This window comes from Shewanella sp. QJM3NY_23 (assembly GCF_056173105.1).
Window position 1 is genome coordinate 3,133,586 of the sequence record NZ_CM149657.1, and the last position, 17,332, is coordinate 3,150,917.

The following is a 17,332-nucleotide window of genomic DNA, read 5'->3' on the forward strand; positions in this document are numbered from 1 at the left end:
AGTTTTAGCTCTTTTGTAAACATAACAGATAATTACAAATTAGTGCTATGGCACACTCTGGTTAAATTGGGCATGATGCTGATATAGTCTAAATAAACCACAGCATGACAACCTTGCTTAGGATAACCAATGGCAGACGATCTGAAGGGCCCAACACTTAGCCTAGGCGAGCGACAACGGCTGGCCCCCCATGAATGGCTAAGCTTAGATCAAGTGCCTCTCACTCCAGTGGAAAGCACTTATATCGAACAAGTCCACATCGAAAACCTGCTGTTATTTGTGCCGATCATTATCGCCATTGCGGTAATAAGCCTATTGGCTAACCTGCCCATTTTAGCGCTATTGGGACTAGTGACGGCCGCACTCGTGCTCGCTGCGCTCATCAGTTATGGCCGCTATAAGTTTGCCACGTCGCTGGCTTATGGAGTATTTGACCATGAGTTTGTTATGCAACAAGGGGTTATTTGGCACCAGAAAATCGCCCTGCCCTACAGCCGTTTACAACATGTTAGCTTGTCGCAAGGGCCGCTGGAGCGCCGTTTCGAACAGCACACCTTAAAATGTTTTAGCGCTGGCAGTGGCAGCGCCGAAATTACCCTGCCAGGGCTAAGTAGCTCGGTCGCAGAGCCCCTTAGGCAACACTTATTGGCCAAAGCGGCGCTCGTTCGCCAAGCCGGCTCGGCGCCTGCCGACACGGCAAAAATCGCCTCTCAGCCTAACGCGCCCAGTGATACCGCCACGCCGAGCGATAAACATGAGTAGTCGCTTTACCCAATGGGCGAGCCTATCGCCATGGTCCATCATCAGTTTTAGCTTACATGCACTCAAGGTGATGCTTAGTAACGGTTATGCGCTGATACCTGTCATCTACACCGGTTGGCAGCAGGGTTTTAATTCACCTTGGGTGATATTGGTGATAGTCACTGTGGTGTTAGCCATTGCTACCTTTGCCATTGTGCAGTGGAGCCAATATCGCTTTCGCGTACAAGACCATAAATTGGGCATCAAACAGGGATTGTTATTTAAACGCACTCACGAAATTCCGCTGAATAAAATTCAAAATGTACGCCTCGAACAGCCGCTCTATTTCCGCCCATTGGGGCTGTTCAGTTTGGTGGTGGAAACCGCAGGTTCTAAGCAAGATGAAGCCGTGCTGTCGGCGGTTAACTATCGCCAAGCCATGCAGCTTAAACAGCGGTTATTTATCCATGCGCCCACTACGGCTGCAACCGACCCAGCGGGAACAGCACCTGTCGATGGCACCGCCGCAGCCCCTTCAACGAGCGGCCTTGTGGTGCAAAAACAGCTTAAGGATCTGCTGATTTTTGGTTTATACCAAAACAATCTTTTTTGGTTATCGATCATTTCTGGCTCGATATTGGGGCAACTCAATTGGGAGCAGATCGGTGATAGCGTGTTTGCCCAAGCGTTGTGGCAATGGTATCAAGTGACTATCGCTACCAGCTTGATGAATGAGCTGCTATTTGGATTATCGCTATTACTCTTGCTGTATCTGTTATTGGCGCTAGTCTCTATCGCCTCGGCGGTCTTAAAGTTTCACCCTTATAGGTTAAGCCTACGGGATAACACCTTGCATCGCACCGGCGGTTTACTGGCCAAACAACACGATGTATTGGCGTTAGCCAGAGTGCAGTTAATTCGTTTTAATCAGCCCGTTTTAGGCCGGCTGTTTAAGCGTTGGACCGCCAATTTTAAGCAAGTAAAAGGCAGTGAAGTCGAGCAGCAATCCAAACGCCATATGCTGATCCCAAGCATGACATCTGTCGAGATAACCCAAGTACTCTCTAGGCTTAACGGCCTTGAGAGCCACGCCACAGAGCTACCCACTCATTACCAAGGGATCGATATCGGCTGGTTTTGGCGCCGCGCCTTTTTACCACCATTAGTGACCTTGCTGGCCTCTTTTATACTTGGCCTTAACGGGTTAACCGAGCTGATGTGGCTTGGCGCAGCCCTTGTGGTGATAGCACTCTACTTAAGGTATCGCCAATGGGGGTATCGGTTGCAAGGCCATGATCTGTGGATCCATACCGGAGTGCTAGGGCAAAGCTGGCAACTGCTGTCACTCACCAAGGTGCAGCATGTCTGCATAAGCCAAACAGTAGGGCAGCGACGCAAACACTTAGCCACATTGCATTTAGGCATGGCCAGCGGCGAGCAAACCATACCTTACCTTAGTATCACAGACGCCAGAGTGATCGCCGAAACGGCGCTAAGCTTAACCAAGTATGACCATACTAACTGGATATAAGGAGCCCTTGATGCCAAAGACTATGACAAAGACCCTGCATACCCCAGATGATATTATCCATTTCTGGTTTACCGAGATTGAGCCCAAAGCTTGGTTCGATAAAGACAGCGCCTTTGACGCGCTGATTAAGCAACGGTTTGAGTCGTTATTGACCCAAGCTAAACAAAGGGAACTTTATCATTGGCGCACCACGCCACAAGGACGCTTGGCTGAAATCCTCATCCTTGACCAATTTAGCCGTAATATTTATCGTGATACTCCGCAGGCCTTTGCCGCCGATGCTATGGCGCTGACCTTGGCCCAAGAAGCGGTAGCGGCGCAGGTCGATCAGCAGCTGAATGTCAGCTATGTGCCCTTTCTTTATATGCCTTACATGCACAGTGAATCACGCGCGATCCATGAGGTGGCTTTGATCCTCTTTAGCCGTGAGGCGGCGGCAACCAACTTGCCGTTTGAGCTGCGTCATAAGGCGATCATCGACCAATTTGGCCGTTACCCTCATCGCAATCACATCTTAGGGCGTCAATCGACACCCGATGAGATCGCTTTTTTACAACAACCGGGGTCGCATTTCTAACGCCCCATATCAGCTTACAACCAGCGCTAAAGGACAAAAAATGGATGTCACCCTTACCCACGGTCTACTGCTATTGATCACCGGATTTCTCGCAGGGATCATTAACACCTTAGCCGGTGGCGGCTCTAATTTAACCTTGCCTGCCTTAATGGTGATGGGGATGCCTGCAGAGGTTGCCAACGCCACCAATAGAGTGGGCGTGGTGGTGCAATCGTTAACGGCAGTAGTGGGATTTAAACGGCACGGTAAATTAGATGGCGGTGATACTGGCCCCATTTTATTGCCCACCATTATCGGCGGCTTTATTGGCGCGGCAGGTGCGGCATACGCGCCATCGGATATCATTAAACCCTTGTTGTTAGGCACCATGTTGACGATGGCGCTGATCATCTTAGTGAAACCGGCCATGATTTCACCCGCACTGGGCACTGAAGTTAAAAAAGTCAGCCAAACGCCGAGCTCCTGGGTATGGTTAACGATTGCCGGTATCTATGGCGGCTTTGTGCAGGCAGGGGTTGGCTTTGTCCTATTAGCGGCACTGGCTGGCAGCTTACGTTATGACTTAGTCAGAGCTAACGCCTTAAAAGTGTTATGCTCTTTGGTCTTTACCTTAGCCTCGTTAGTCGTCTTTATCGCCGAAGATCTGATCCTCTGGCTGCCCGGCTTAATCTTGGCCGCGGGCACCTTAGTCGGTGCTCACATTGCCGTCAAAATGGCGATAAAAGTCAGCCCTAACGCATTAAAGTGGTTCCTGTTTATCATGACATTGTGTGGCAGCGCCGCAGCGATGCTCAGCGAGTAGACTCAACACCTCAATGGCGGCGCACATCAACAAGTGCGCCGCCATTACTACACTCAGCTTAACCAATCACCGCCGCCAGAGTGAACTATGCAAGCTCCCATCTCGTCAGCTAACTCACAGCCACCTTAAGATAACCCTATGCCACGTCTAGCTATTTTCACAGGCTGGCTTACAACAAGCTTTGCTGCGCGACATCACAGATTTAAATGGAAGTTCACCATATCACTGCCATTTAAATCCCATGCACTATCAAGTCATTATTATGGTTAAAACGCTGTAACAATATTATTAATTTATTCTATATAACAATGTCTTATATACACCTGTATTTTATGTAGCCCTACTGTCCTCTTCAATCAATCGGTCACTTATTTCATGTTATTGCCATAGATTTACAAACCACAAAACTGTAAATGATAACGATTAGCATTTAGATCTGGATTGTTTTTCGATAACCTTAGCCAAGTAATCACGCGGCTGCGGCGCACAATAGCACCACAATGATAAGCCCAGTCAGTTATCTTCCACACCGTAAAGATGAAACAATGATGAAACGTAAGCCTATTAGTCTCGCCGTTTTTTGTGCTCTGAGTATCATTCCTGTCACTCTCAATGCCAAGCCGCTTAATGATGAGCAACAACCACAGCCAAACACTCAACAAACTAACACTCAAGACATTGAAAAGATTGAGGTTACAGGTAGATATATCGAGGGTTACAATGCCCATTCGGTCAGTGGCGCCTCTCGCCTCGACTTGGCCATTAGCGATATTCCGCAGTCTGTGTCAGTGATAACCGATGCCCAGTTACGCGACTTTCAGCTCAACGACATCAATGCGGCACTCGATAGCGCCACCGGCATCAATGTCGAACGTATCGAAACCGATCGCACTTACTACACCGCCCGTGGTTTCGATGTGACCAACTTTCAGATAGACGGTGTTGGGTTACCCTTAACCAATGGTAATAACCATGCCGATGAAGACACCGCAATCTATGATCGTATCGAAGTGATCCGCGGCGCCAATGGCTTAATGACAGGTGTGGGCAATCCCTCTGCCACGGTCAACTTTATCCGTAAACGCCCTACGGCTAATGACCAACTCAATTTAAGCGCCAGCTACGGCAGTTGGGACAATGTCAGACTCGAAGCCGATGGCAGTGCACGGCTCAACGACACCTTTGCCGGCCGCATCGTGGCGGTAAAGCAGACCAAGGATTCCTACTTAGATCGCTACCAAACCGATAAGAGTGTGCTTTATGCCTTTCTCGAAGCCAACCTCAGCGATGACACCAGCCTATCGGTGAGCCACAGCTATATTAACAACGATGCCACCGGCAATAACTGGGGCGCTTTGCCACTGTTTTATACCGACGGCAGCGCAACCGATTATTCCCGCTCAACCAACACCTCGGCCAACTGGTCAAACTGGCAGGTGATTAAACAAAACACTGTAGTCGAGCTTAGCCATTACTTCAGCAACGATTGGCGTTTGCGAGCAACCTATTCTTATAAGACCACAGATGAAGATACCGAGCTGTTTTATGTCTATGGCACGCCAGACAAAAACACTGAACTTGGGCTTACAGGCTATGGCAGCGAATACGATCTGGATGAGAAACATCACCTGTTCGATCTTTACATCAATGGCGATATCAACCTATTGGGCCGCGAGCATCAACTGGTTGCGGGGATTAACTATGCCAAGGTCGACTACAGTGATATCTCATTGTATGACTACTCAACTGGCAATGGTTTTCCAGCCATGCTCGATCTCAATACTTGGGATGGCAATACGCCCAAACCTATCTTCAAAGACAAACCCAGTGGCAGCGATGTTAGCGCCGAGCAGCGAGCCGCCTATTTTACCGGACGCTTTAACCTATTTGAGGATTTTCACTTAATTGCCGGCGGGCGCTTTAACCAGTGGCAGGCAGAGGGGGTCTCCTACGGCAAGGTGCAAGATGCGGACGACAGTCAGTTTATTCCCTATCTAGGCATGGTGTATCGCTTCATCCCTGAAGTGGTCGCCTATGCCAGTTATACCGAAACGTTTGTGGCGCAAACCGAACTGGACATAAACAATAACACCTTAGATCCCGTGACTGGCGAAAGTAAAGAGCTGGGCATTAAAGGGGAGTTTTTCAATGGTCGCCTGCTCACCAGCATCGCCTACTTCGATATTCAGCAGGTCAACCTAGCAGTAGCAGACCCCAGCACGGCAGACTTGCCGCCAACGCTGCAACGCTATATTGGCGCCGATGGTATTGGCAGCCAAGGCTATGAGCTTGAGGTCGCAGGTGAAGTGTTCGATGGCTTCAATGTCAGCTTTGGCTTTACCGACTTCGATATTGATGGCAATGAGCAAGTCGCGGCGTACACCCCAAGTAAATTGCTCAAACTGGCCGCCACTTATGATGTCAGCGCCATCGATGGCTTAACAGTCGGCATGAATATGCGCTGGCAAGATGATATCCATCGTAACCAAGGTGTGGTGGCCACAGGCTTTGCTAATGCAGGCCAAACCATAGTTACCCGACAAGATGCTTACGCAATTGTCGATCTCATGGCGCGCTACCAAATTACCGACCGCTTAGGATTAAGCCTTAACGCTAATAATGTCACCGATGAGAAATACCTCAACAGTCTTTATTGGGCGCAGGGCTATTACGGCGCGCCGGCGAACTACAGTGCCACACTGAGCTGGGCAATGTAGTTAACCCTCACATATCAAACTATACCGCTGTGGATCAATCCATGGCGGTTTAGTTTGTTTAACTCACCAATGGTAACCCTACGCGATGAGAAAAAACCTGTTTAAGTGGCACTCGCTAGCGGCGCTAATCGCTATGCTGCCCGTGCTTATTGTGTCAGTCACCGGCAGCATTTTAGTCTTTAAAGTCGAGATAGATAGCTGGCTAAGACCTGCACATATGCAGGTTGCAGCAACGCCTAATACCCAGCGTGTTAGCTTAGATAACTTAATGCGCACCGTACTGGCCAACAACCCAGAATATGAGTTAGGTGGCTGGGAAATATTTGATGATAAACAACGCTCTGATACCAGCTATCTTATCAAGCGCGGCACGGATCAGTGGGCAAAAGTCTATGTCGACCAATATTATGACAAGGTGTTATCGACGCCACAATCGATGACACACTACCTCACCGACTGGTTGTTAGAACTGCATTACACTTTTTTACTGCATGAGACAGGGGCCATCATCGGCTTTGTCATCGCCTTAGTCATGCTGTTTTTGGGGATCAGCGGCATAGTGCTGTATCGCCGCTTTTGGGCCAAATTTTTTACCTTACGCTTTAGCGCCGCCAAGCGCATATTCTTTAGCGATCTGCATAAAATGATTGGCATTAGCAGCGCGCCAGTATTAATAGTGCTCGCGATCACTGGCGGATATTGGAATCTCACGGGCGTGATCCACGAGCTTATCGAGCATGCAGATGATAACCATGTCTACATCAGTGGGCCACGCTATAGCCCGGCAATCTCCTTCGAAGCACTGCGCTTACAAGCGCGCACAGAAATTGACAGCTTTGAGGGCGGATATCTAGCCATGCCACACGAACCCGGGCGTAACATCACCTTTTACGGTGAGGTCGACAGCGCAAATCCCTTTAATAGCGAATATGCTAGCCAAGTCAGTTTTGATAACACCAGCGGTAAGCTGTTATCCAAGAGTGATATTCGCCAAGCGAGTAGCTTAGCGGTGTTTGTCGACAGTTTTCGCAAACTCCACTTTGGTTATTTTGCAGGGCTAACCACTCGTATACTGTGGGCGGTGTTAGGCTTGAGCCCTGTGTGGCTAGCGATAACAGGGCTGTACCTCTACTGGCAACGACGCGGTTATCGACGCAAAACCAAGCGTTCGCCACAACAATTAAGCGCCATATAATAAGCGCTTTGCCTGTGTTACTGATGGGGTTTATCTGCCAAGAGCCCCATCTATCTAGCGCCTGTAGCGTTCGGTAACTCTCACATCACGCCCCTTAAACTGCTAAGCTGCGCGCTATGTGCATCTCTATCCGCATCCCTATATCGTATTAATATTCTTATAAAAAAGGCATAGAAAAGGCATAAAAAAGCCAGCAATAGACTCAGGGTCAATTGCTGGCGGTACTAGTGTGCCAAGCTTGACTGGCCTAAATGAGGCTGGCTAGCATCTCATCTGAATACTCTACCAAAGGCTGGTTATCGCGCACCCGCTCAACATAATCTGGGTTGGCGATAAACGGACGGCCAATGGCCAGTAGATCAAACTTACCCTCATCGATAGCGGCGGCGCCCGTTTGCGCTGTGTAGCTACCGACCCCGACTAAGGTTTTACTGTAATTTGCTCGGGTGTAACTAGATGCGCGGCCGCCAAGGTAATCAAATTCCAAGGCATCATCGAAAATACCTATGTGCAAATAAGCCAACTCACGTTGCGCTAACTGTTTAAGAAAATAGTCGAATACTTGACGATCTCGCGCATCACCTTGCATGTTGACATAGGCACCAGGGGTGACGCGTAGCGCCGTGCGCTCGTGACCAATACGCGCACAAACGGCATCGACAACGGCCAGCGGGAAACGCGCCATGTTCTCAGGAGTTCCGCCATAGCCGTCGGTGCGGCGGTTACTGTCGTGATGTAAAAACTGATCGATAAGATAAGCATTAGCACCGTGAATTTCGATGCCATCGAAACCAGCATCAATGGCATTGGCTGCCGCTTGTGAATAATCGGCAATCAGCTGCTCGATCTCTTCGTGGGTGACCGCTTTAGGCGTTTCGTAGGTTAATTCACGGCGCCTTGGCACGCTACCTTCGATAGCAATAGCCGATGGTGCAATGGTTTGCCCACCAAAAAAGTGAGAATGAGCAACCCGGCCAGTATGCCAAAGCTGAGCGAAAATTTTGCCATCGTTAGCGTGCACCGCATCGGTCACCCGACGCCAACCGTCGATTTGCGCAGGGGTAAACAGGCCAGGTGTATTGGGATAACCTTGACCGTCAGGGCGAATGATCACCGCCTCAGAAATAATCAATCCGGCCGCGGCTCGGCGGGCATAATACTCGGCCATGGCTTGAGTTGGCACCAACTCATCAGTGGCCATACAACGGGTTAGCGGCGCCATCAAAATTTTGTTGTTAAGCGTAATACTGTCATTGAGCTTAAACGGTTGAAATAGGTTAGCGGTCATGTAGAACTCTCTTGCTGTAACGCTTTCTTGAATGTCCGCTCAAGATAAACCGAGTTGCATACGCATTCAAGATCTTTTTTGAACAAGCATTCAAGATTAAGTACAATGGCAACACATATGCCGACCACAGACAGAGAAATATGCGCAACGCCGAATTTGATCGAGAGCAGGTATTAAGGCACGCCATGACCGCCTTTATGGCCAAAGGCTATGCCAAAACCAGCATGCAAGATTTAACCAAGGCTACTGGCTTGCACCCTGGCTCTATCTATTGCGCCTTTAGCAATAAGCGTGGTTTGCTGCTAGCAGCATTAGGCCAATATCGCCACGATCGCAGCGTGGAGTTTGATGGATTCTTTCAGGCCGACGCGCCCATCGTCAGCCAGCTCAAGTCCTATTTAGATCATATAGTGCAGGAGTGCCTTAGCTGCGATGCCGCTCGGGCCTGTTTACTCACCAAAGCCCTGAATGAACTGGCCGAGCAAGATGATGAGATACGCGCGATAATCAACCAACATTTGGCCAACTGGCTTGACGCATTAACCGATAAGTTTCAGCAAGCTATTGATGCAGGAGAGATCCCTGCTCATCGCTCCAGCAGGGATTTAGCCCACTATTTTGTGATGGGCATTTATGGATTACGCACCTTTGCCCATACGCATCCCCAAGCGCAGGTGCTGCAATCGTTAGCCGATAAACTGCATCACGACACTTGTATTAGGCCGTAACCATTTCTCCGTAACGATTGTTATATCAGTCACTCGTCGGTTGTTACACGGCATCAGCGCACACATCTATTTGATCACTAATACCGGGCATTTGGCTTTATTAGCCAATGACTCGGCGATATTGGGGTTCAGTAGGTGCGATAACCCTTGATGACCGTGACTGGCAATGACCAACATGCCAATGTCGTTTTCTTCCACTTCCGCCAGCAGTTGCCCCAGTACATCACCGGCCCTAATTTTACTGTAAACCGTCAGTCCATCGGGCATCTCTAATTGGGCGTCTCGCACAATTTTCCCTAGTTTGCCACTGGCGTAGGCATGCAAATGTTGCTCTAACTCTTCATTACTATCGATCATAATACCGTAATTATGAGCACCATAGGGCTGACTTACCACATGCACTATTCGTAAATCGACACCATAAAGGCATGCCATTTCAATGGCATAACCTAAAGCATGCGAAGCCGTTTCTGAAAAATCGGTCGGGCACAAAATTTGATGAGTACGCATCACTCACCTCCTCAATAATGGTGTCAGCCAAGGCAATCACAACGTCTGTGGTTCACACCTTTATTTCACGACCAATACCGGACACTTAGCCCCATTGGCTACGGCCTCGGCCACATTGGTGTGTAAAAAATGGGAAAAACCCGTGCGGCCATGACTAGCAATCACAATCATACCCGCACCGTTCTCTTCGGCTTCGGCTAAGATCTCGGCCACCGCATCTCCCCGACGGATAATCGTTTCAACCGCTAGGTTACTGTCGAGATTAGCTAATAATGACTTCATTTTTTCAGCAGCGGCATCTTCCATCGTCTTAGCTAATTCCTCGGGCGTTATCGCCAAGATTTGGTAATTTTCATCACCTATGGGCTGCTCGACGACATGTAAAAGTCGAAAGCCCACCTGATAAAGGTTGGCCATCTCGATAGCATAAGACAGCGCATGGGACGCTGTTTCGGAAAAGTCGGTTGGACATAAAATTTGACCTTTTCTCATCATGAACTCCTTAGCGGTAAGGCTAGATGTAAGCGGTAGTATCATTGAGCCGTTTTAGAGCAAGCTTAGATAAATATCATCCACAACTTACCGTCATTAAGCTTAGCGGATAACCCAGTAACCGTTAAGTAACCGTAATCAGATGACACAGTTTTATCAACTTAAGCTTCATCAACTTAAGTCTCATTAAGTACTAGCTCACGTCTGCCGACATGCTCGCTCGGCTCACATCAACCAATCTATCGCCTTAGCTCGACTGTCGAAAAATTTAAACTCTCCAGGGCTAAACCAGCCGGCAATGCGGCTCATCCACTGCTGGAAATCGCCTCGTCCAACAATTGCCACCTTACGAAACGCTTTACCATGTTTAAGCCCCAGTTGCAGATCGTCCCACGCGGCATGCAGCGAGATCCCCTCTAATTGGGTAATATCCACTAACGCAACCACCTCTGGCTGCTTGAGTCCAGCTAAGGCCGACTCCAGGATAGGGGTCATCAACTCATAATCGGCGTGGGTTAAACTGCCGATGGCCGTCATCATTAAGTAAACATTGTCATCATTACGTTCGATACCAATGGAAATACCATGCTGTAATTCACTCATATGCCCCTCCCATGACTCAATCATCACTTAAATGCTCATCTTTAAGTGTAGTTTTCGGTGCCATAAACACTGTTGATCTAGATCACACTTTGTAGTGAGTCTGATGTTTATTTGACCACAGGAAAAAGTTCACCTATTATCAGACCGACTAATCAGTCGGTTACTTTATTGAATGCCAAGGTAGAGAAGCTTATCTTGAGCGCACCCGTTCGAGCGGTAACCACTCATCCACGCGCTAGCGAATAAGGACAGGTGTAATGAATATGCCACTGCAAACCGATATTGCCACTCAACTGCAACAGAGATTAAGCGCGCAAAAATCTGCTTATCTGCGCCAACCGACTCCGGATCTCGATGCGCGAAAAGCACAACTCAAGGCCTTAAAAAAAGCCCTGCTCGCGCAGCAAAACCGCATTATTGAGGCCCTGTCCCAAGACTATGGCCACCGTTCGGCTGACGACAGCCTGATTTCCGACATCATGCCCTGCATTAACAATATTAATTACACCCTTAAACATTTAAAAAACTGGATGAAGCCCAGTCGTCGTCATGCCGGTATGCTACTCGCTCCCGCTAAAATTACGGTTCAATATCAACCTGTGGGAGTCGTTGGTATTATCGTGCCGTGGAACTTCCCGGTGATGTTATCCATCGGGCCGTTAATTACCGCGCTGGCGGCAGGTAACCGCGCCATGATCAAGTTGTCTGAATTTACGCCGCACACCAATGCCGTATTAAAGAAGATGCTCGCTGAGCTATTTGATGACACTGTGGTCGCCGTCGTTGAAGGTGAGGCCGATGTCGCGGCGGCTTTTTCGGCGCGGCCCTTCGATCACCTATTGTTTACCGGCTCAACCACAGTCGGGCGTCACGTGATGCGCGCCGCTGCCGATAACCTCACTCCAGTCACCTTAGAGCTGGGGGGGAAATCGCCGGTGATCATTGCCGATGATATGCCACTTGAGACAGCGGTCGAGAGGATGATTTATGGTAAGTGCTTAAATGCCGGCCAAATCTGTGTCGCTCCCGATTATGTGTTACTGCCCAAGGGAAAAACCGACGCCTTTAAGCAAGCGTTCGCACAACAGTTTAATGCCATGTATGGTCAAATCGCCAACAATCCAGATTATGGCGCCATAATTAATCAACGTCAGTTTGACAGGATAATCGCCGTGCTCGACGATGCCCGCAGCAAAGGCGCGCTCATCACCTCGGCCAATGATGAAGCTATCGACAGCAAGACGCGTAAGATCCCCACCCAACTGCTAAGCCAAGTCAATGATGAGATGCTGGTGATGCAAGAGGAGATCTTTGGCCCGCTGCTGCCTATCATAGAATATGATGATCTAGCCCAAGCCATAAACTACATCAATGAGCGCCCACGCCCGTTAGCCTTATATATCATGAGTTTCGATGCTACGGCGCAGCAACACATTTTAAGCCACACCCACTCTGGTGGTGTGTGTATCAACGAAACCGTGTTTCATGTGGCGGCCGATGACGCGCCCTTTGGCGGAATTGGTCCCTCGGGCATGGGGCATTATCATGGTAAAGAAGGCTTTTTAACCATGAGCCACGCCAAAACCGTGCTCAGCCGCGGAAAGTTGAATACCGGCAAGTTAGTCCACCCCCCTTATGGTGGCATAATACAAAAGCTGCTGATGAAAGTGTTTTTACGCTAACGCCCACAACGAGGTTGCACGCGATAGAACACTACTGCGGGCCATGTGCCCGCAGCCTGTGAGGAACGCCGTAAGGAACACCATGAGCATCACCGACAAAAAACAAGCCATCTTAGACACAGCACTCAGCCTGTTTGTTGCCCAAGGCTTTCATGCCACCAGCACCGCGGCGATAGCCCGCCAAGCTGGCGTGGCCACAGGCACCTTGTTTCACCACTTTCCCTCTAAAGATGCGCTCATGCAGCACCTTTTTTTATCGATTAAGCAAGAGTTTGCCGATGCGATTATCGCTAGCGCTCAGCCATCGGGGGAGCTTAAGCAAGATGCTAAACAGCTCTGGTTTAGCGCCCTCAATTGGGCGATTGATAATCCGCTCAAGCAGGCCTTTTTTCAGCAGTACTCTATGTCACCAACGGTTGAGCAGGCGGTGCGTATGCAGGCGATGAACACCATTTTAGGCTTTATTGGCGACTTAATTAAACAAGGCCAAACCCAAGGGGTTATCGCCCCCTACCCGGTAGCGCTGATGCAAGACAATTGCCACGGCCAATTCCTTGCCGCCACCCGTTATTTTATTGATAACCCCCAAACATGGCAGCAGGCCAGCCACAAAGAAGCCAGCTTCAAGCTGTTTTGGCATGCCATGGCAAGCCTACCCGCGTAACCTTTAGCTACTCCTGCCAGTCGGCAAAATGCGCTAATAGGTGATCTATCGCCATACGGGCACGCAGCGGCAGAAAGCGCCGATTTTGATATACAATCCAACTGGTTAATCCACTCGTCCAAAATGGCGCTAATACGGGTGTTAAGGTGCCTTTTTTGAGAGAGGTAATAAAACTACTCTTAGGCAGATAGGCTATGCCTAGCCCTTGTTCGGCAGCCGCGATCACCGCAGGTACATTATTGCTACGCCAACGGCCTTCAACCTTGATGTTGAGCCCGCCGGCGCTGTCGGGGTGATGAAATAGCCAATGTTCATTATTAGAAATAATGCAGCTATGACGCTTAAGTTCACTAGGGTGATGCGGCTCACCATGCTCGGCTAAATATTGCGGACTCGCCACCGCCATCATGTCACGATTAGCCAGCTTACGCGCCACCAAGCCGGAGTCTTTTAACGCGCCAAACCGAATGGCAAAATCGATACCGTCTTCAACAAAATTAACCATGCGACTGTTAAAGTCCATATCGATGGTGAGCTCTGGATGCTGGCTAGCAAACTGAATTAATACCGGCGCAATATACTGCTCGGCAAAGGCGCCAGCGGCGCTGACCCTTAAGGTACCATTAAGCTGTAACTGCTGCTGGCTGACCGTTTCGTTGGCCTGCTTTAAGCCCACCAACAAGTTTTTACACTGCTGATAGTAGCTCTGACCCGCCTGAGTCAAGCTAACGCTGCGAGTCGTTCGGGCAAATAAGGCGCAGCCAAGGCGCGTTTCTAAGCGGGCAATTTGGCGGCTAACATGGCTAGTCGAACTCCCCAACTGGCGCGCCGCCGCCGAAAAGCCATTTGATTCTGCCACCGCAATAAATTCAACAATGCCGTCAAAACTGTCCATCACCCATCCTCATTCTGCGTCATTATTGCTGTACAACAATAGTAATTTGCACTTTAAGTCGATTATCATATTTGATGACAACAATTACAATGGCATCACTTTCAACAAACCGAGTGTTCTATCATGAAAAAAGTGCTTATCCTGCTAACTAATCACGCAACCCTTGGCACCACAGATGAAGCCAATGGCACCTTTGCCCCCGAGCTGACTCACGCACTGCATGAGATGCTTGATGCCGGTCTTGAATATGATTTAGTGTCTATTAAAGGCGGTAAAGCACCACTTTATGGCACCGACCTTGAAGGTGATGCCATTAATGATGCCATACTAGCCGATGAGTCATTCCAGACCCGCGTCAATAACACCATTCCTGCATCACAAATTAATATCGATGATTATGCTGCTATCTACTACCCAGGTGGCTTTGGCTTGTTGTCTGATCTTGCCAGCGACGAAAACGTGGCTAAGCTCAGCGCGGCTCATTACGAGCAGGGCGGCGTCATCGGCGCGGTCTGCCATGGCCCAGCAGGTCTATTGCCAATCACCTTAAGTAACGGCCAAAAGCTGATTGCCGATAAATCGGTCACAGGCTTTACCCGCGAAGAGGAAGTGGATTACGGCACAATAGACAAAATTCCTTTCTTGCTCGAAGAAGCCCTCACCCGCAGCGCCGCACGTTACACTAAGGTGCAGCCGTGGAATGAGTTTGTTATCGAAGACAACCGCCTAATCACAGGTCAAAACCCCGCCAGTGCTGGTGCCGTTGGTAAAGCTATCGTTAAGCATTTAGCCTAAATCGGCCTAAGTAGCTATCACACCTAAGTGGCTATCCGACTAAGTGGCTATCCGACTAAGTGACTATTCGACTAAGTGACTATTCGCCGAAGTGAGTTAGCGACTATTTGATTTAGCGATAAAAAACGCCAGATGAAGAGATTCATCTGGCGTTTTTTTGCCTTGTTATTTACCGTTAACCGCCCTGACTCAGAGTCGCCACTTCATCCATCAGCGCACCACTGCCCCCCTACTTTGGCCACATTTTTGATGTTAGTATCACTATTTGATAACACTAAGAAAACAATCATCACAAGGAATGCTAGATGGCAATCGAAGTCAGCAGACGTCAACTTATCAAAGCACTCGCCGCAGCAGGCGCACTGAGTCAATTTGCTCAACTCAGCGCTGTTGCGCAGCCAATGGCTAAACCGCTCTATATTGACGGTCTTTCCTTTCTACCTGATGATTTAGCCGATCTTAGCGCCTCTAAACTCGATGCTTACCTTTGTGATATCTCAGCCATCGAAGCCATTGAACAAGCCGATGGCACTACCAATTACAAGCGCACCTATAACGCCTGCGTTAACAGCATTAGTGAGGCATTAACTCGAGTGAATGCCAACCCAGACAAGCTATTACTGGGCAAAAGTGCCAGCGACATAGCCCTCGCCCACGACACTGGACGCACTGCGGTGATATTTCAGATCCAAGGCGCCGATTGCGTCGAAGAGAGTATCGATAGCGATCTTAATCAGGTGGATGAGTTTTATCAGCGCGGCCTGCGGGTACTGCAACTGACCCATCACTACGGCAATCAATTTAGTGGCGGCGCATTAGATAACGATGGCAAGCAAGGGCTCAATTTACCCTTAACCGCCGCAGGTCATCAGTTAATCGACAAGCTTAATCACAATAAGATGCTCATCGATGTCAGTCACTCTAGCCCACAATCGGCGCTCGATAGCGCCAAAGCAAGCCGAGTGCCCATAGTGCAAAGTCATGGCGCCGTGCGCGCTATCGTCAATCATGCTCGCTGCTCTCCCGATGAGGTGATTAAAGCCATTGCCGATACTGGCGGCCTGTTTGGGGTGTTTATGATGACCTTCTGGTTAACAACCGATAAGACGCCAACCACAGAGCACTATGTAGCGCACCTTAAACATGTGGCCAATATCGGCGGTATCGACGCCGTCGCGATCGCCAATGACTACCCCCTTCGCGGCCATAAAAACCTGATTAAACTGGGTAACAATAATGCCGAGGGCGTAAAACAGTACATCGAATGGTGGCATAGCCTACGCGCGCGCGGCGTATTAGGCTTTGATATCGAGCCCGAGCATGTGGTGATCCCAGAGCTTAATCATATCGATCGCATGGAGCATATCGATGATGCGTTATCTGCCGCCGGTTTTAGTAGCAACGATCGCAGCAAGATCATGGGCGGTAACTGGCAACGCGTGTTGACGCAGGTATTGAGTTAATACCGGTTAACCTAGGCGGGTTAGCGATCAGCCTACAGCTCGCAGTTCGTCTTGGTCTCGACATACAACCTCCTTGTTAAATGCTCTTTCAAAGCATAGTTGGAGGTCGTGAGTGATGCCATTAACTATGGCTGTCTATATATTTTTGCATTTGGCTGTGTTGATTTTTACTTCGTTGATGGTAGCGTTGACCTTCATGGTTTTGAATTGCTTGCCGCAGGCTTACGTGCAGGTGCTTCTTCGGCACCGCTGTAAACCCATCCTTGGGCGCTCTGCGATTTCATCCCTGAAATCGAAGGCCTCTGCCGCACCTACACCGAGTTCTTAATCTCTTCGATTTGACCTTACTAGTGTCACTTGGACAATCAAAAGTTAAGTTGTTTTGGACAAAAGTATCTTGGCCTTCGAATGAAGGTGTTGGCATTTTTGGCTTGTAGCATTTAGTCGAGTTAGTTTTTATTTATTGATGGTAGCGTTAACCTTCATCATTTTGAATTGCTTGCCGCAGGCTTTTCGTGCAGGTGCTTCTTCGGCATCGCTGTAAACCCATCCCTGGGCGCTCTGCGATTTCATCCCTGAAATCGAAGGCCTCAGCCGCACCTACACCCGAGTTCTTAATCTCTTCGATTTGACCTTACTAGTGTCACTC

General features: G+C 49.1%; 17 protein-coding genes. 12 read left to right on the forward strand and 5 right to left on the reverse strand.

The window, feature by feature from the left end:
• The first annotated feature begins 129 nt into the window (after positions 1 to 129).
• From AC0VXX_RS13905 to AC0VXX_RS13930, 6 genes are all read left to right on the forward strand, one after another.
• The gene (locus AC0VXX_RS13905; RefSeq protein WP_475514721.1) at positions 130 to 762 is read left to right on the forward strand and encodes a PH domain-containing protein; all 633 of its coding nucleotides are present in this window, start codon (positions 130 to 132) and stop codon (positions 760 to 762) included.
• Entirely contained in the window at positions 755 to 2,272 is a 1,518-nt protein-coding gene (locus AC0VXX_RS13910) for a PH domain-containing protein (protein WP_475514722.1), read from the forward strand. Before AC0VXX_RS13905 ends, AC0VXX_RS13910 begins: the two co-directional genes overlap by 8 nt.
• 22 nt (positions 2,273 to 2,294) lie before the next feature.
• Positions 2,295 to 2,849, forward strand: a complete 555-nt coding sequence (locus tag AC0VXX_RS13915) for a DUF924 family protein (protein ID WP_475517037.1) — start codon at positions 2,295 to 2,297, stop codon at positions 2,847 to 2,849.
• 40 nt (positions 2,850 to 2,889) lie between these two features.
• Complete coding sequence (locus tag AC0VXX_RS13920) at positions 2,890 to 3,651, forward strand: sulfite exporter TauE/SafE family protein (RefSeq protein ID WP_475514723.1); 762 nt, start codon at positions 2,890 to 2,892, stop codon at positions 3,649 to 3,651.
• A gap of 545 nt (positions 3,652 to 4,196) precedes the next feature.
• A complete protein-coding gene (locus AC0VXX_RS13925) occupies positions 4,197 to 6,368 on the forward strand; it encodes a TonB-dependent siderophore receptor (protein WP_475514724.1) in 2,172 nt (723 codons plus the stop codon).
• A gap of 85 nt (positions 6,369 to 6,453) precedes the next feature.
• Positions 6,454 to 7,563, forward strand: a complete 1,110-nt coding sequence (locus tag AC0VXX_RS13930; RefSeq protein ID WP_475514725.1) for a PepSY-associated TM helix domain-containing protein — start codon at positions 6,454 to 6,456, stop codon at positions 7,561 to 7,563.
• A 247-nt stretch (positions 7,564 to 7,810) separates the two neighbouring features.
• On the opposite strand, the gene AC0VXX_RS13935 is transcribed toward AC0VXX_RS13930, so the two are convergent.
• On the reverse strand, positions 7,811 to 8,851 hold the full coding sequence (locus AC0VXX_RS13935) for an alkene reductase (RefSeq protein WP_475514726.1): 1,041 nt from the start codon (positions 8,849 to 8,851) through the stop codon (positions 7,811 to 7,813).
• Between the two features lie 140 nt (positions 8,852 to 8,991).
• On the opposite strand from AC0VXX_RS13935, the gene AC0VXX_RS13940 reads away from it, so the two are divergent.
• Positions 8,992 to 9,579, forward strand: a complete 588-nt coding sequence (locus AC0VXX_RS13940) for a TetR/AcrR family transcriptional regulator (RefSeq protein ID WP_475514727.1) — start codon at positions 8,992 to 8,994, stop codon at positions 9,577 to 9,579.
• A gap of 66 nt (positions 9,580 to 9,645) precedes the next feature.
• Here AC0VXX_RS13940 and AC0VXX_RS13945 read toward each other — a convergent pair whose 3' ends face one another.
• From AC0VXX_RS13945 to AC0VXX_RS13955, 3 genes are all read right to left on the reverse strand, one after another.
• On the reverse strand, positions 9,646 to 10,089 hold the full coding sequence (locus tag AC0VXX_RS13945) for a universal stress protein (RefSeq protein ID WP_475514728.1): 444 nt from the start codon (positions 10,087 to 10,089) through the stop codon (positions 9,646 to 9,648).
• A gap of 60 nt (positions 10,090 to 10,149) precedes the next feature.
• On the reverse strand, positions 10,150 to 10,581 hold the full coding sequence (locus AC0VXX_RS13950) for a universal stress protein (protein ID WP_475517038.1): 432 nt from the start codon (positions 10,579 to 10,581) through the stop codon (positions 10,150 to 10,152).
• Between the two features lie 225 nt (positions 10,582 to 10,806).
• The gene (locus tag AC0VXX_RS13955) at positions 10,807 to 11,184 is read right to left on the reverse strand and encodes a SpoIIAA family protein (protein WP_475514729.1); all 378 of its coding nucleotides are present in this window, start codon (positions 11,182 to 11,184) and stop codon (positions 10,807 to 10,809) included.
• Positions 11,185 to 11,441: 257 nt separating this feature from the next.
• Between AC0VXX_RS13955 and AC0VXX_RS13960 the strand changes: the two genes are divergently transcribed.
• Both AC0VXX_RS13960 and AC0VXX_RS13965 read left to right on the forward strand, forming a co-directional pair.
• The gene (locus tag AC0VXX_RS13960) at positions 11,442 to 12,866 is read left to right on the forward strand and encodes a coniferyl aldehyde dehydrogenase (protein WP_475514730.1); all 1,425 of its coding nucleotides are present in this window, start codon (positions 11,442 to 11,444) and stop codon (positions 12,864 to 12,866) included.
• An 82-nt stretch (positions 12,867 to 12,948) separates the two neighbouring features.
• A complete protein-coding gene (locus AC0VXX_RS13965; RefSeq protein WP_475514731.1) occupies positions 12,949 to 13,530 on the forward strand; it encodes a TetR/AcrR family transcriptional regulator in 582 nt (193 codons plus the stop codon).
• Between the two features lie 7 nt (positions 13,531 to 13,537).
• Here AC0VXX_RS13965 and AC0VXX_RS13970 read toward each other — a convergent pair whose 3' ends face one another.
• Complete coding sequence (locus AC0VXX_RS13970) at positions 13,538 to 14,425, reverse strand: LysR family transcriptional regulator (RefSeq protein ID WP_475514732.1); 888 nt, start codon at positions 14,423 to 14,425, stop codon at positions 13,538 to 13,540.
• A gap of 123 nt (positions 14,426 to 14,548) precedes the next feature.
• Here AC0VXX_RS13970 and AC0VXX_RS13975 point away from each other — a divergent pair, with 123 nt between their 5' ends.
• The 3 genes from AC0VXX_RS13975 to AC0VXX_RS13985 all read left to right on the forward strand — a co-directional run bounded on the left by AC0VXX_RS13975 (position 14,549) and on the right by AC0VXX_RS13985 (position 16,938).
• Positions 14,549 to 15,220, forward strand: coding sequence for a type 1 glutamine amidotransferase domain-containing protein (locus AC0VXX_RS13975; protein WP_475514733.1), 672 nt, complete (start codon positions 14,549 to 14,551; stop codon positions 15,218 to 15,220).
• Positions 15,221 to 15,525: 305 nt separating this feature from the next.
• Entirely contained in the window at positions 15,526 to 16,683 is a 1,158-nt protein-coding gene (locus AC0VXX_RS13980; protein ID WP_475514734.1) for a membrane dipeptidase, read from the forward strand.
• Between the two features lie 108 nt (positions 16,684 to 16,791).
• On the forward strand, positions 16,792 to 16,938 hold the full coding sequence (locus AC0VXX_RS13985; protein WP_475514735.1) for a hypothetical protein: 147 nt from the start codon (positions 16,792 to 16,794) through the stop codon (positions 16,936 to 16,938).
• The last annotated feature ends 394 nt before the right edge of the window (positions 16,939 to 17,332 follow it).